Source organism: uncultured Campylobacter sp. (genome assembly GCF_938018035.1).
Taxonomy (GTDB): Bacteria; Campylobacterota; Campylobacteria; order Campylobacterales; family Campylobacteraceae; genus Campylobacter_B.
Map to the genome: position 1 here is coordinate 1 of NZ_CALIJF010000367.1, position 15963 is coordinate 15963.

The 15963-nt window shown below is 39.5% G+C and carries 12 protein-coding genes and 1 tRNA gene; 5 read left to right on the plus strand and 8 right to left on the minus strand.

Annotated elements, in window-relative coordinates; translation table 11 throughout:
* Window positions 1–619 precede the first annotated feature (619 nt).
* Both Q0257_RS10995 and Q0257_RS11000 read left to right on the plus strand, forming a co-directional pair.
* Window positions 620–5374 carry a calcium-binding protein gene (locus Q0257_RS10995; protein WP_298024806.1) on the plus strand — a complete coding sequence of 1585 codons (4755 nt, stop codon included), beginning with the start codon at window positions 620–622 and terminating at the stop codon, window positions 5372–5374.
* Window positions 5375–5548: 174 nt separating this feature from the next.
* A complete protein-coding gene (locus tag Q0257_RS11000) occupies window positions 5549–5770 on the plus strand; it encodes a hypothetical protein (RefSeq protein WP_298024808.1) in 222 nt (73 codons plus the stop codon).
* Window positions 5771–5858: 88 nt separating this feature from the next.
* Here the strand turns inward: Q0257_RS11000 and Q0257_RS11005 are convergent, their stop codons facing one another.
* From Q0257_RS11005 to Q0257_RS11020, 4 genes are all read right to left on the minus strand, one after another.
* Window positions 5859–7160: an HlyD family type I secretion periplasmic adaptor subunit gene (locus Q0257_RS11005; RefSeq protein WP_298024810.1), complete on the minus strand. Its 1302-nt coding sequence runs from the start codon at window positions 7158–7160 to the stop codon at window positions 5859–5861.
* A gap of 24 nt (window positions 7161–7184) precedes the next feature.
* On the minus strand, window positions 7185–7466 hold the full coding sequence (locus tag Q0257_RS11010; RefSeq protein ID WP_298024811.1) for a type II toxin-antitoxin system RelE/ParE family toxin: 282 nt from the start codon (window positions 7464–7466) through the stop codon (window positions 7185–7187).
* Window positions 7467–7469: 3 nt separating this feature from the next.
* Entirely contained in the window at window positions 7470–7706 is a 237-nt protein-coding gene (locus tag Q0257_RS11015; RefSeq protein ID WP_298024813.1) for a hypothetical protein, read from the minus strand.
* A gap of 133 nt (window positions 7707–7839) precedes the next feature.
* Window positions 7840–10197: a type I secretion system permease/ATPase gene (locus tag Q0257_RS11020; RefSeq protein ID WP_298024815.1), complete on the minus strand. Its 2358-nt coding sequence runs from the start codon at window positions 10195–10197 to the stop codon at window positions 7840–7842.
* Between the two features lie 379 nt (window positions 10198–10576).
* Here Q0257_RS11020 and Q0257_RS11025 point away from each other — a divergent pair, with 379 nt between their 5' ends.
* From Q0257_RS11025 to Q0257_RS11035, 3 genes are all read left to right on the plus strand, one after another.
* Entirely contained in the window at window positions 10577–11632 is a 1056-nt protein-coding gene (locus Q0257_RS11025) for a hypothetical protein (RefSeq protein WP_298024817.1), read from the plus strand.
* A 427-nt stretch (window positions 11633–12059) separates the two neighbouring features.
* Complete coding sequence (locus tag Q0257_RS11030; RefSeq protein ID WP_298024819.1) at window positions 12060–12725, plus strand: hypothetical protein; 666 nt, start codon at window positions 12060–12062, stop codon at window positions 12723–12725.
* A 9-nt stretch (window positions 12726–12734) separates the two neighbouring features.
* Window positions 12735–12965: a hypothetical protein gene (locus Q0257_RS11035; RefSeq protein WP_298024821.1), complete on the plus strand. Its 231-nt coding sequence runs from the start codon at window positions 12735–12737 to the stop codon at window positions 12963–12965.
* On the opposite strand, the gene Q0257_RS11040 is transcribed toward Q0257_RS11035, so the two are convergent.
* From Q0257_RS11040 to Q0257_RS11055, 4 genes are all read right to left on the minus strand, one after another.
* Window positions 12943–13941, minus strand: a complete 999-nt coding sequence (locus Q0257_RS11040) for a hypothetical protein (protein WP_298024823.1) — start codon at window positions 13939–13941, stop codon at window positions 12943–12945. The genes Q0257_RS11035 and Q0257_RS11040 overlap by 23 nt on opposite strands.
* A gap of 248 nt (window positions 13942–14189) precedes the next feature.
* Window positions 14190–14274: transfer RNA gene (locus tag Q0257_RS11045), tRNA-Leu, on the minus strand.
* Window positions 14275–14343: 69 nt separating this feature from the next.
* On the minus strand, window positions 14344–14682 hold the full coding sequence (gene atpE, locus Q0257_RS11050; protein ID WP_297987338.1) for an ATP synthase F0 subunit C: 339 nt from the start codon (window positions 14680–14682) through the stop codon (window positions 14344–14346).
* A 157-nt stretch (window positions 14683–14839) separates the two neighbouring features.
* Window positions 14840–15963, minus strand: a 1124-nt coding sequence (locus Q0257_RS11055) for a 2-isopropylmalate synthase (protein WP_298024825.1), incomplete at its 5' end; no start/stop codon positions are given.

The following is a 15963-nucleotide window of genomic DNA, read 5'->3' on the forward strand; positions in this document are numbered from 1 at the left end:
CATACGATATGTCTTTAAATGCATTATTAATGAAGATGGTACAAAAACTATAATTCCAGATCGAATTGAAAATTTGCAAATACAACCAGGAATAGATAATTTCGACTTTAAAAGTGATAATGGGCTTGCAGCTTCATTTAATCCAGTGTTATCAGAATTATTCGATCCAAATGGTATAGGTAGAACTGTAAACATTAAATTCAAAGATGATTACTATGCAAACTTTAATTCCGAAGATTTAAGCATTACTAGAGATAGCTTTAATTCTATGCCAAAAGTAGAAGTAATTACAAACGATGAAAAGATAAAAAGCGCCTTAGCACTTTATGCTAAAGATTTTATTACTTCTTATGTAAAATATTATGGAAAACTTATTGGCTCCGATGTATTTAATTATAGCGCAGAAGGAAAATATGTTTATTACGGCTCAAAATCGGATGACAAGATTATTCACAATACAATTACGAAAAAAAATATTGATCTAAGTAGAAATATTAAAAAAGGTGATTTTATAGATTCTTTTTTAAAATATCAGCTAGGTGCTCAAAAAGAATATATAGTAAATTTTGTTATTAGTGCTTTGGGTGAGGTTATAATTAATGCATCCCCCACAAAATTATTGGAATACAGATTACTAGTCGGTAAAATAATTGATGAATGGATTATCGATCCCAAAACAGGATTAGATAACGGAAATTTCAACCCCCACAAAGATAAACTATCTAATGGAATTTTATATCTCCTTTCATCCGGAAATGATACTGTTTCAGGTACTGATAAAGATGACATAATGATAGGCGGAAATGGCAGCGACACCTTATATGGAGAGGATGGTAACGATAGGATTTTCGTTGGCAATAGAAGTAAGGATAAACTCGGAGATGACGGAACCGATTTATCGTCAAATACTGCCGTAGGCGGAGGCGGTCACGATACTATATACGGAAGCAAGGGAAGTGATACTTTATACGGCGACTTTGATTCTACAATAGATAATCTAACCGATATTATACTTAGTAAAAGCGGAAACGATATTATATATGGAGGAGAGGGTAACGATACTATATATGGAGGAAACGGAGACGATTGGCTTCATGGCGGTGCCGATAGCGACACCATATATGGAGGAAAAGGAGATGATAAAATTTATGCTTCTTCATCAAAAGTTAATGAAGACCTAGGCGGAAAAGACTTTTTATATGGAGGAGAGGGTAACGATACTATCGTAACGGATGGAGGGAACGATTTCGTCTATGCAGGAAGCGGAAACGATACCATAACGGCTCTTTACGGAACAAATACCATATTTACCCATACTGATGAACACAAAGGCAACGATCTGGATGATGAAGAAAGCGAGAATACCGTCACTTTAGGAGACAATAATAATTTTGTTTACGGAGGCAAGGGAAAAGATAGAGTAGTGGGCGGAAGTGGAGATAACACTATAAATTTAGGCGACGGCAAAAACAAAGTATATCTAGGCAATGGTCACAATAGCGTAAAAACAGGTAAAAACGATGATTTTATAGTATTGGGAGATGCCTCTGGCGTTCTAGGTAATACCATCTATGCCGGTAAAGGCAAAGATATCGTAAGAAGCGGTAGCGGAAACGATACTATAAATGCAGGGGATGATGATGACGCTGATGAGCTATACGGCGGAGATGGTTATGATGTATACTCCGTAGATAATAATGATATTATAAGCGATAGCGACGGGAGCGGTGTCGTATGGTTCGGGCACGCCAATCACCATCTAAAAGGAGGGGTAGAAACGGCGCCAAATTCTAAAATTTACCAGGCGAACGATTATACCTACTATCTAAACGGCAATGAATTAAAAGTAGTAGATGAACGTACAAAAAAATCTATTATTATTAAAGACTATCACCGAGAAAGAAATGACCTTGGTATAAAGCTGATCAACAAGGTAGAAGTAGAAATCTCCGATGCGCAAGCTATGGAAAACGAAGGAGTCGCCACTCTTACGATTGGCGTAAAGGGGGAGCTCCTAGACGGTCAAGAGATTAAAGTGCGAATGAGAGCGGGCGAAGATCCGATAACTCTTAGTAAAGATAATCCATCTTATGAATATAAATATAGCTGGAAAGACGATTTTATAGTAAACGACGAAAACAATAAAATCAGAAAAGAAAATATCTTTGCCACCATAACCGAGCAAAAAGGCAACCTTGTCGCAGCCATAACAAAGCAAGGTTCCGTTACCATCACCGACGATGATACTCCTATTTACATGAGCGTAGAAGGGAATACCGTCGCAGAGGCTATGGGAAAGATAGAGGGAACTATATTTTTAAGTAGAGAATTGAAAAAAGGCGAATATATCACTGCTTATGCGAACGGTCAATGCATACGAGTAACTCACTCGGGGCAAAAATTCGTAGCCGCTACTTGGAAAGACGATGATATAGAGGAGGAGGATTCTAAATTTTATGGAGGCTTATACGGCGTGTCATCTAACGCAACCGTATATTTAAAAGATAAATCCGGTAAATTTGTTATCGTAGACGACGATAAAGACAAAAAGCCTAACGATCCTAAATATTACGATCCGCTCGTAGTAGATCTTGGCGGAGACGGCATAGAACTCATAAAGATGAACGGAGCCATAAATTTCGATCACGATCTAAACGGCTTTGCCGAAGCTACCGGCTGGGTAGGTAAGAACGAAGCGTTTTTAGCACTTGATAAAAACGGCAACGGCGTGATAGACAACGCGAGCGAGCTTTTTGGAGACGGATCTTCTATGAACGGTTTTGAAGAGCTTAAAAAATATGATTCTAATAAAGATGGAACGATCGATAAAAAAGATGAAATTTGGAGTAAGCTTCTTTTATGGCAGGATAAAAACTCCGATGCGATCTCAAGCAAGGATGAGCTTAGTAATATAAAAGATTCACAGATCAAATCTATCGATCTAAACTACGAAAATAAAAATTTACAAAATGCGGAAAATATAATAAAAGAGGTCTCAAAAGTTACCTTTAAAGATGGTAAAACCGCGGAGATAGCTGACGTAAATTTCAAAGTCGATCCAAGCGACTCAAGGGCGCCTAATGTGCAGATCACTCCTGAAATTTTAAACCTACCTAACGTGTCGGCAATGGGTAATATGTATGATCTGCACTCTGCGATGAGCCTAAACGCAGCTCTTAAAACCGCACTGCAAAATTATATAAGCTTGTCGCCTAAAGATAGAAAAGCCGCGATAAAATCTCTGATTTATAAATGGGCCGGAGTTGAAAACAATCCTACTAGCGGCAGAGGCGCGATGAGCGATGCAAGGGAGCTAAATGTCTACGAAGCATTAACCGGAGAGGAATTCGTCCACGTAAGTCAAGGAAGACATCCAAATTCTACAGTATCAAGCTACCTGCATGAGCTATATCAGAGGTTTGAGGATTACGTATACGCTCAGATTGAGCTTCAAATAACCTATAAAAACGTACTGGATACCGAATATATGGTGCTTAATAACGAAACACAAAAGCTGGATTATGATTTTAGCGCCTTTAAAAACAAGATGAAGGAACTCTATGCCGATAAAAAATATGAAGAGATGGTAAATTTAAAAAATCTAGTCAAGTCCGCTGCGGCTTATAAGCCAAATTTGGCCCTAGCGTTAAGCAAAAACTTAACCGCTCTGGGCGTGGAAAATCCTGCGATATATAAAGTTTTAGCAGATAAAATTTTAAAAGGCGACGACGGAGAAAACTCCATAAGCGGAACCTCTCAAAACGACTATATCGATGCAGGGGGCGGAAACGATAAGATTTACGCAGGCATCGGGGATGATGTTTTGGTGGGCGGAAAAGGCGATGATTATCTAGAAGGTGGAGCCGGCGATGATACTTATATCTTCAACATAGGCGACGGGGCCGATACTATACTGGATGGCGGCGGATCTGATACGATTAAATTCGGAGCCGGTATAAGCAAAGATGATATAATGGTAAAGCGCGCCGGCGATGATATAAAGATTTCGTTTAAAAACAGCGAGACGGACTCTATCCTGCTACGATGCAACGCGACGAATTCGAGCTATTTTATAGAGAATTTTATATTCGCAAACGGCGAGACGATGAGTATAGGCGAGATACGGGCCTTGAGTCTAAGAGGTACCGATGACGATGATGTTATAAACGGAACCAATATAGATGACGAAATTCACGGTGAAGCCGGTAATGATACTATCGGTGCTGGTGATGGCAACGATACCCTTTACGGCGGCAATGGTGACGATAAACTATACGGCGGATATGGCAACGATACCCTTTACGGCGGTGATGGTGACGATACTCTTTACGGAGAAGAGAATAACGATATCCTAATAGGCGGAGCCGGTAACGATAGATTAGAAGGCGGCGCTCGTGACGATACCTATGTATTCGGCAGAGGCGACGGAGCGGATACCATCTATGATAACCACGGTGACAACGATACGATCAAATTTAAAGAGGGGATTAGCCTAAAAGATCTAATCGTTAAAAGAGCTGAGAACAATATCAATGACCTTGAAATTTCCATTAAAGGAACAGAAGATAAAATAACGATAAAAGACGCTTATGCGTGGGGTGGATCCGGTTATTACAGCGGAACTATAGAAAAATTCGAATTCGCAGATGGAACTAAACTATCTATTCATGATTTTGAAACACAGACTATGTTTAAAGGAACCGATATCAACGATACCATTATAGGTGCAAATGCTAACGATGAAATTCACGGCGGAGCTGGCGACGATACGATACATTCCAATGGCGGCGATGATATCCTTTACGGTGAAGCCGGTAATGATACTATCGGTGCTGGTGATGGCAACGATACCCTTTACGGCGGCAATGGTGACGATAAACTATACGGCGGATATGGCAACGATACCCTTTACGGCGGTGATGGTGACGATACTCTTTACGGAGAAGAGAATAACGATATCCTAATAGGCGGAGCCGGTAACGATAGATTAGAAGGCGGCGCTCGTGACGATACCTATGTATTCGGCAGAGGCGACGGAGCGGATACCATCTATGATAACCACGGTGACAACGATACGATCAAATTTAAAGAGGGGATAAACAAAGAAAACATCACCTTCCAAAGGGTTGCCAATGATCTTGTATTAAAATACGGCGAAAACGACACCGTCCGTATAAATAATCAATTCGGCGGCGGTGCCATAGAGCAGATCGCGCTTGCTAGCGGAGAGTATATCACTGCCAGCAAGATAAATAAGATCATCGAAGATCTCAACGCTTACGCCTCAAATAACGGTATGAGCAATATCTCGATGGATGATATGAAAAATAATCCGGATATCATGCAGATGTTTGCGAGCGGCTGGGGGAATTAGCCCCCTCTAGTGGTGCGCTCCCTCAATACTGCAGATTGCTCCGCTAACTACTACTCGTAAAACGCCGCCGGTTGCTCGCAAAGGCTACCGGCGGCGGCAATTCCCACCCCTCGCAAAGATATCGTTTTTGTTAGCTTGGATTGTCACCATCCGCTAGGATAAACAACCTCTAAGATGAAAAGCAGCTATTCAAGCGGCGTGCCCAACCAAGCGAGACAGGTAACCACTCGGGCGGGGCAGCTGTTTGAATTGCACATTTGGCTAAAGGCTCGCCTGCTAGAACGAACAGCAGCTCAAGATAGAGGTAGCGGCTATCCACTCTGCTTTGGCACTACATTAAAAATTTATCAAGTGGACGTCCTTGCTTGCGTTAAATTTAAAGTGAGGCCGTGCTAGGACAGACAGGATAGGCGGTCGCTCAAGCGAGCAGTGTATTTGAGCAGAGACTTATCCACTATGGTAAATAGCCGCCCACCCTTCTTCTCTACCTTACGCTAAGTCCTTCGTCCAGGTATTTGATGACGGGATAGATAAATAGCTCTATTACACGTCTTTTGCCTACTTTTACTTCAGCCGTTACGCTCATACCGGGCTCGATCTCCTTTTTGATCCCATCTACGATTAAAAATGTAGAATCCGGTCTGATCTTTACTTCGTAAATTTCTCCCAGCTTCTCATCGTTTATCGCATCGTTTGCTATGTGAATCAGCCTACCCTCTAGCTTGCCGTATTTTTGAAAGTCGAAGGTCTGAACCTTAATCGCTACGCTTTGATTGTTTTCCAGATAGCCTATGTCTTTATTAAGAACGTTTGCTTTGATGATTAAAGGCTTATCGCTAGGCACTATAGAGATTAAATTTTCTTGATTTGTGATGGCAGTTCCTTGCGTATTTACTAGTAGCTTTCCTACAAAGCCGTCAACCGGAGAGGAGATGATCTGCTGTCTGGTTTGAAATAAAATCGCGTTGATCTCTGCTTTTAGCGAGCTTGCTTCTTTTTGTTTGGCAAGCATCTCATCGAGCCACTTAGATATGCTTTGGCTTTTAAAGGCTTCAAGCTCTTTGGCTAGCTCATCTAAATTCGCCTTTTGCTCGGCAAGCTTCTGCTTTGAAATTTTAAGATTGGAGTTTAGCTCGATTACCTTGGATTTGAGCTCATATAGATCCCTGCGCGCTATTATATCTTTTACTTTATTTAGATTGCTTAGCCGTGCCTCATCTATCTTTAAAATTCCGCTTAGTCTCTCGACCTCTAAATTGGTGGAATTTATCCCCATTTGCAGAGCTTGCATCTTTAGATTATATACGTTTATGCTCTCTTCGTAGTCTGATTTTTGCGTATTGTATAAGCTAAGCTCATCTGCGCTGATATTAGCATCTAAGCTCCTACCCGAGCTTAGAGCATCAAGCCTTTTTATCGAGTATTCAAGTAGAGCTAGGCTCTCTTGCTTGGTGGATAAATTTACCGTAGAGACGCTTGGATCGATTAAGATTAGATGATCGCCCTTTTTCACCCGATCGCCCTCTTTTACTAAAATTTTAGAGACGACGCCGCTTTCGAGAGATTTTAAAATTTTAATCTCGCCGTCGGGCACGACTTTGCCGTTAGCGCTTACTACGATATCTACTTTAGCAAATACCATCCACAGCACGGCAAATATCAAAGCCCCGCAAGCGATCCATAAAATAGATCTTCCTAAAGGGTTTTGCGGAGCATCCTCTATCTCGATCAATAAAGGCTTGAACTCGTTTGAATCATCATCTATTCTTTTAAAAATTTTTAGCATTGTTTGCAACTTTAATCTAATAAATTATTTCATAGCATGGCTATTACGTTTAAATATCGCTAATATTTTTATGACGTCTTTGTTTACGCGAAACGGCACCGTATAGCCTTTAAAAACCAGATCCCTAGTATCTTTACGGTTAAGTTTGGGATTTTTTCTAAAACTATATGGGCGATTTGGAATGTCTGAAATTTTAAGAATCAAATCATCTGCAAATTTAGCCGCCCTTTCGGGACTATCCTGTGCGATAAACATAATAATTTTATCCAAATCATTAAGGAATTCTTCGCTGTAGACGAGCTTCATGTCTTAGGCCATTTTTTTAAAAAGCTTATTTAGATGCTCCAGCAGCTCCTCGTGCGAGCAATATTTCAGCTCGCCTCTATCGTCGGCATCTGAAATTTCCATAAGTCTAGCTTCATCCTGTGGGCTTAAATAATTCAGCTCATTATAGCTTATAACGGCGGTAGGATCATTTGCGATTATATCCTCTATGGCTTTAAGCGTTTTAGCGTTTGATGTTTGAATATTTATCGATGCAAGCATGGCTTATCCTTGTAGAAATCTAATTGAATTATGCCATAAATTTATAATAAAGCTCTTAAAGGCGACGGCGCGCAATAACTGGGTTTAAATTTAAAAGCCTCTTGCGTTAAATTTATCCCGCCTGCCTTTCGACCTATCCTAGCTGCTTATCATATAGGCTCTTGTAGTAGCCGCCTAGCGCCATTAGCTCATCGTGCCTTCCGCGCTCTACGATCTCGCCTTTATCCAGTACTAAAATTTCGTCGCAATTCTTGACGGAATTTAGCCTATGCGCGATGATGATAAAGGTTTTTCCCTTTTTGATCTCGCTTAAATTCTTATTGATGATACTTTCGCTTTCGTAATCAAGTGCGGAGGTTGCCTCGTCAAAGATCAAAATTTTAGGATTATTTATGAGCGCTCTAGCGATTGCGATGCGCTGTTTCTGCCCGCCGCTAAGGCTAGAGCCGCGCTCTCCTACGAAGGTATCGTAACCTCCTGCAAGCTCGGCGATAAAATCATGAGCGCCCGCGATCTTACTAACCCTGATGATCTCCTCCATACTAGCTCCGCTTGCTGCAAAGGCGATATTGTCTTTGATACTGCCGCTAAATAGATAGTTTTCTTGAAGGACTACGCCGATGTTTTGCCTCAAAAGATATGGATTAAGATGTCTGATATCTATGCCGTCTATGTAAACGGCTCCCGAGCTTTGCAGATAGAGCCGCTCGATCAGCTTCGTAATCGTGCTTTTACCGCTGCCGCTTCTGCCTACTATGCCTACGCTTTTGCCCGGCTCTACGTGAAAGCTGATATCTTTTAGCACTAAATTTAGATCCGGCCTATATCTGAAATTTACGGCGTCAAATTTTATATCCCCTTCTATATTATTTAGCGCGATCGGTTTATCGGTGCTCTGCTCGGTTGGAGTATTTAATATATCTCCTAGCCTATCTACGCTAAGAAGGGCCTGCTGAAATTCATTCCAAAGGCCCACGAGCCTCATTACAGGAGCGCTAAATTGCCCCGCAAACATCTGAAAGGCGATGAGCTGACCGACGCTTAACTTGCCTTCGATTACGAGCCCCACGCCGAAATATAAAATGCAAAGCGTCATAAGCTTTTGTAGAGCGGAGGCAAAGCCGCTTGCGACGTTGCTTAAATTTGAAAGATTAAAAGACGATCGGACGTATCTGCCTAGATTTTCCTCCCACATCTTTTGCATGCTGCCCTCGATCGCTAGAGATTTTACCGTCTGCATTCCGGTTACTGCTTCTACGAGATAGGAGTTCGAAGCGGCTCCCATTTGAAATTTATCCTCCAGCCTCCTTCTAAGTACCGGCGTGATGAAAAAATAGATCGCAGCAATTACGCTTATAAATGCGATTGCGATCAGCGTAAGCTTCACGCTGTAAAGCAGCATCATAAAGACAAATACGAAGCTAAATAAAATATCAAGTAGCACGCTTACGCTTTTATTTGCGATAAACTCTCTTATGCTATCTAGCTCTCGCACTCTAGCAACGATGTTTCCAACCTTACGGTTCTCAAAGTAGGTCATCGGAAGCAGAGCCAAATGGCTAAAAAGCTCGCTACCGAGCCTAGCGTCAATTTTAGTAGTAGTGTGAGCGAATATATAATTTCTACTTAGGCTTAAAAGCATCTCAAATATGATGGTCGCCAAAAATGCAAATGCAATTACGTTTAGCGTGCTAATGCTATGATGGGTTAAAACCTTATCAAGCACCACCTGAGTAAAAAGAGGTGTAACAAGACCGAAAAGCTGCATGATGAATGAAGCTAAAAGCACTTCAAATACCACTCTTTTAAAGCTTAGCATCCGCTTGTAAAACCAGGCAAAGCCGAATTTAATCTGAGAATTCAGAGTTTTATGAGCTAGCACTATAAACTCGCCGCTGCAAAGATCAAACAGCTCGCTCGCGCCCAGCTCTTTTACGGAATTGCCGCCATCAAATACGATAAATTTAAGAGAAGATTCTGGCGAGGATTTGGATTGAGGGGATTTGGATAAGTGGGAGGCTTTAGATTCTTTGGCGGACGAATGGGATGCGTTCGCGTGGGATGAAGACGGCGCGTCGGAAGAGAACGATGCGGATGAAGATGAGTTTAAAGAATTTGTCGTGTCGCTTTTAGAGCTCAATGTCTCCTTGGAATCTGCCGCATCTTTGGAATTTGCGCTATCTAAATCGACCGCTGTCTTGCTAGCGTTTGCCGCTTTAATATCCGCTTCACTTCGCTGCTCGATCTTTAGGACGTTGAAGTAGCTTCCATCCTTTTTTTGAAGGATAAAGGGCGGCTTATAGCGCATCAAATTTGAAAGATTTAGCTTTTTGATTTTAGCCTTAAACTCACAATGCTTAGCCATCCGCACCAGCTCTTCGATCTGCGGCTCCTCGCTGCTTAGCGCAAATTTATTTATAAGCGCCTTGGCATCGAATGGGATATGATTTACGGCGGCTATCAGACCTAGCGAGCCCAGGGCGGTTTGCATTGGATACCTTTGAGTGAAATTTGAAGGAATTCTATTAAGTCTATTTGAAACGGGGCTTAAATTAGAAAGGAATTTTAAAGAAATTTAAGGGATTGAGGGAATTTATTAAGCTAGAACGATGGTGCCGGAGGAAAAAATAGGCGCAGGAATGGCTATCGAATAGATTATGACAACCGACGGGATACCCGACAAAAATATTCAGTTCAAAATCGACTTCAGGACATCTACGCAACATGTAAAAATTTTGTCATTATATGCCGATCTGATTGGGAATGATGGCACGTAATAACGGAAGGTAGGCCGCTATAGTAATTTAATATCCGCTTAAGCCGCAAAGAGTAAAATAGGCAAACTTCTGAGATCATCAATGGGGATAAGGATGAACAAGGTAAGGCTTGAAGAGCTAAAGAAAATTCTAAACGAACGACGTCAAAATTTAGAGCAAGGTTTGCGGGAAGATTTTAGTGCTCAAAATTTTGACATCCCAAATTCTGATGTTTCAGATTTAAACAGTTCGAATTCTAAAATTTTGAATTTTAATGATAAAAATTCAGACGGCTCAAATTCAAACACAAAGGACGATTCAAAATTTCAAAATTTATATTCAAGTCAAGCCGCTTCTAACAAAAATTCTAAAACTCAAGCCAGAGACTACGATAAAGAACCGTTAATTTTACGGAATTATACTAGTTGGGCTTTATTTATCCATTTTTTATTAATTTTTGCATTTTGGGTGATTGTTTCAGCATTCGTTTTGAATAAATTTGATGAATTTGAAGATGGAAATTTAGAAATCGGAATAGCTATACAAACAGCCCTTTCTTTTGGTTTTATAACAACTCTTATTTTAATATTAGATTTTAAAAATATTTTATCAATAAAGCCACATTATACTCATTTTTACAATTCAAAAGTTGTGTTTTATAATCATAACAATAAAATTGATGAAACAATACATTTCCAAGTTATGGGAGATAGAATTGTGCTTCATAATCCATCTGACAATCCAATTGGTTACGATATTTCGCATGTAAAAAAAGAAGGCAAAATGGTTTTTTGTTCTTTTATGCGAATAATTACAACAACAGGTTTTGGTTGGGCATTTTTGAGTGCATTTACGATAATAAATTTTGTTTCTAGGTATAGTTTTGGACCATTCTTGTTGAGTGTACTTATTACAATATTTACATTATTTTTAGCCGAATTTTTAGAAATTTTAGTTTTCATGGGAATTTATAAAAAATCAAACAAAACTCTTAAAAATTTTTGGAAATATGCTAGAAAATTTCAAATAAACATAGAGTGGGCTTCGATTGAAAGGTGGAAAATTACTCCGACTATCAATATGTTTTATTTCAATCAAAAAGACCACGACGAGTTGAGGCAGTATATTTTAACTATATTTAACAGAGATATTGACAATAATTTAAAATAAAAATTTTCTAATAAGGAGACAAAAAATGAGTAATTCAAGCAGAATTAATAAGGCAACAAACGAGTTGGATAAAGCAGAAAAAAGACTGCTGTATTCTTTGGATTTAACTGAGGGCTAATTCAGATCAAACAGATCCAAATATTAAATTTGCAAATTTAAATTTACTAATTGTGTGAATTTGTAAAGTAAGTTTAAATTTGTAAATTTAATAAATTCAGTATCAAACGATACTGACGAGATTTGAATTTTGCATTAAAATGTCGTTGCGAAACGGAGAAACCGTTTATTAAGGCGAATTTGCAAATTCAAAACGCCTCATTGCTGGATTGTTTCGACCACTTCGTGGTCTCGCAATTACAAGGTTGTGGGCATTGTGGGAATTTAAATAAATTCTTGCAATAAGAGAAATTTTTTAAAAAGGATTAAAATGAGAGATTATGATAAAGCTCCACTCATCATTAAAAATAACTTTATAATGATAATGTATGGTTTTACATTTTTACTTGTATGTAACACTATAATGATTTATATTGTATTTTTTACTGGTGTTGTCGATTGGAATAGTGGCGAGTTTTTTGAAATTTTAAAAAATGAAATGAGAAATCCAAGATTTAGCTCTGTGGTTGTAGCATTTCCAATAGTCAATATTTGGGCTTTTATTGATTTTATTAGAAAATTTAGAAAACCCGAAAAAGTATATTTATATAATGATAAAGTTTATTGGGATAAACGAGATACGACGGTAGCAAAACAAAATATTGTTTGGGTTAAAAAAAGTATTTATCCTATGATTGGTAAGATACCAGATAACTCGGTTCAAAAAATTTTTGTACTATTTGGTTTTGTTATTGCGGGATTTTTTTTGATTTTATCAAATTTACTTGCTTGTTTAGCAAAATTATTTGCCTTGTTAATTAACAAAGATTATAAATTTATACTATTTTGCACCATAGTTTTTTGTGACAATCAAAAAAATGCTGTAAATGTCTATTTGATGACAAAGCAAGACTATAAACTAGTAAATGAGTATTTATTGCAAAATTTTAATTTACAAATTGAAAATTTAGATAAAAATTACAAATTCTATAAATAGGAGAAAATTATGCCAGAAGATAACAATGCTTCTAACAATTCAAATCAAGGTGTTGCTTGGTATGTCAAGCCTACTTCGGATACAATAGATTTCATAAAAGGAATTCCTGTAAATGTTTTAGCCGACCCTGATAATGTTAAGGTTTTTGATAACTATGTAAAAATCAAATCAAGTGGGCTAAATATGATTATTCCTATCGTTGATGCGGCTGGTGGCGCTATAGCATTAGGTATTGGCTAAGAGCCTTAACAAGCGTCGCCTCACTCAAAACATTTCCCTCTGTATTCACAAAAGATAAAGGAGACTTTGTTTTTATGCTCTCTAGCCACTCACCTACCTCCTTTGGAAGACCCAGATATTCATCACCATTAGCTTTCACTTTATTTTCATCCTGCGGGAATAGTAAGTAATATTCTCCGTCATCGTCTATTTTTAAATGCTCGTAGGTTAAATTTCTTACATTTGAGCTTCTTAATCCGGTAAGCAGTCCAAAGATTAAAGCGTTCTTGACGCCTATTTGGTAAGGGTAGCTCATGATGTATTTTATCAACAATCTCAAATCCACATTCGCGGAAATATATGAATAGCCCCCAGATTTAGGTATCTTATATAGGTTTTTTAATTGCGTATCGCAAAATAAAAGATTATCGCTTATACCTCTATCTCGCGCGAACCTGAATAAAGAACGAATAAAATAGAACAGATCTTTTAAAAGTGCAAATTTTCTATTCTTGTAAATGGGGTCCAATATCTGCATTATCTCCTTTTTGGTAATCTTGCCGATATCTTTATCGCTAACGCACTTTAGCCTCGATTGAAATCTAAATCGTAATTTCCTTAACGTCTTCTCGGCAAAAGCGTTATATTCGCAGTAAATTTTAAAAACACTCGCTAGCGTATTCTTTGGAGCCACCACACCATTAATATGGCCATTTGATATCAATTTTTTTAACAATATTCTAGCCCCTTCTAATGTTATTTCGTCGGCATTGCCTAGAACTTTGATTAGCTTGCCGCCTTGCGTATAGTGATAGTGCCTGTGTGTTTTAACTGTTCCGTCTCTAGCTAGAGAGCTATAAAATTTAACGGCTATAAAATCATCTAAGACTTCGACCATAGTGCGCTTATATTGCGGCAAAATACAATTCCTGACTACTTTATCAGGGTCTGATTTAAAAATTGGATTATCCTTAATTTTTGTAAAAACTCCCGTCATCTTTCTTCCTTTGTATAGTAATTTTAGGCAGATTATAGAATTTCCTCAAAGGATTAACAAGGCGAGAGCGCAGAAAAAGCTACTATACAATTTTTTAATATATAGTAGTTTTTCTTAAAATATATGTATGAATCGATGATTTTCGGTGCTAAGAATTTTTTAAGAATAATTTTAAAATTCCCAAAAATAGGGCTCAAAAAATTATTTAAAAATTCAAAAAACGAAAAAATAGGGAAAATTTTGATAGATGGTGCGACCGACGAGATTTGAACTCGTACACCTTGCGGCACTACCCCCTCAAGATAGCGTGTCTACCAATTCCACCACGGTCGCATAAATTTTAAAGCTTAATCTCAAGCCTTGAATTATATAAGTTTAAAGCCCGATTTCTCGGGCTTAGAATTATTTTGCAGCAGCCGCAAGACCTTCTGTTACGAAAGGGTTTGCAAAAAGTAAGACGAATGAAACAACCAACGCATAGATAACCTGCGCTTCGATCATCGCAAGCGAGATATACATCGTAGTCGATAGTTTGCTAGCCACGCTTGGATTTCTAGCGATACCATTAAGCGTCGCACTAGCGGCATTTCCCATACCTAACGCGCCACCCAAAGCGGCTAGACCTAAAACAACTGCAACGGTAATTGCAGAAAAAGAAACGATCTGAGTGTAAGCACTTAGCTGCTCGCTAGCGAAAGCCGCGCCGCAAAGCGCAAATAACAATACAAGAACTTTTTTCATAAAAGTCTCCATAAATAAATTTTAAAACGAGTTTCGGCTCAATACCCCCTACTCCAACGTTTTAAGTGTGAAATATTATTAAAATTTTGCTTTTGATTTGTTTAATCTGGCGGAATTTGCGTTAAATTTAACAAATCCCGCCGTACACGCCAACATCTTAACGTTTAGCGTCCAAATATGTATTTAGCGCCGCAACGTAGGCCTTTGCGGACGCTAGCATCGTATCTACGTCAAGTCCTCTGCCGATGATGGCGCCCTCGCCCGCAAATTCCACCTTGACGGTTACTTTTGCCAGCGCGTCTTTGCCCTGCGAGACCGCTTTTACTTGATACTCTTTCAAGCTACCGCTGATACCGCTAATACGATCTATCGCCTTAAATATCGCATCCACGCCGCCGTTTCCAAGCGCGCTATCGCTTAAAATTTCATCCTTATATCTTAGCGTAAGCGCGGTGCTAGCGTGTCCTTTGTTGCAGCTATTGGAGCTTAAAACTAGCACTTCGTAGGTCTTCTCAGCCCCCACGAACTCGTCGTTTACGAGCTCTCTAATATCCTCGTCGAAAACGTCCTTTTTGCTATCTGCAAGCGCTTTAAATTTATTAAACGCGATCTCAATCTGCTCGTTACTAAGCTCATAGCCCAAAGATACCAGCTTGTCTTTGAAGGCGTGACGGCCGCTGTGTTTGCCCAGCACGAGCGAGTTTTTATCAAGCCCGATATCCTCGGCGTGCATGATCTCGTAAGTTTCTTTATGTTTTAGCACGCCGTCTTGATGGATGCCGCTTTCATGCGCGAAGGCGTTTTTGCCGACGATCGCTTTATTGGGCTGCGGCTCGATACCCGTGATGCTAGCGACCAAGCGGCTGGATGGGTAAATTTCTTTCAAATTTATATCGGTATAAAGCGGCGCAAATTTATCTGTGCGCGTCTTGATCGCCATTACGATCTCCTCCAGCGCCGCGTTGCCCGCGCGCTCGCCGATACCGTTTATCGTACACTCTACCTGTCTGGCTCCTGCCAAGATAGCGGCTAAGGAATTTACGGTAGCCATTCCCAAATCATTGTGGTTGTGCACCGAAACTACGGCGCGCTCGCCGATAAGCTTAACGATTTCACCTATTCGGGCGGTGATCTCATCCGGATAGAGATAACCCACCGTATCGGGGATATTTATGGTGGAGGCTCCGGCGTTTATCGCAGCGTCACAGATCTCTTTTAAAAAGCTAATATCGCTTCTGCACGCATCCTCGCAGCTAAACTCCACGTCATCGCATAGGCTTC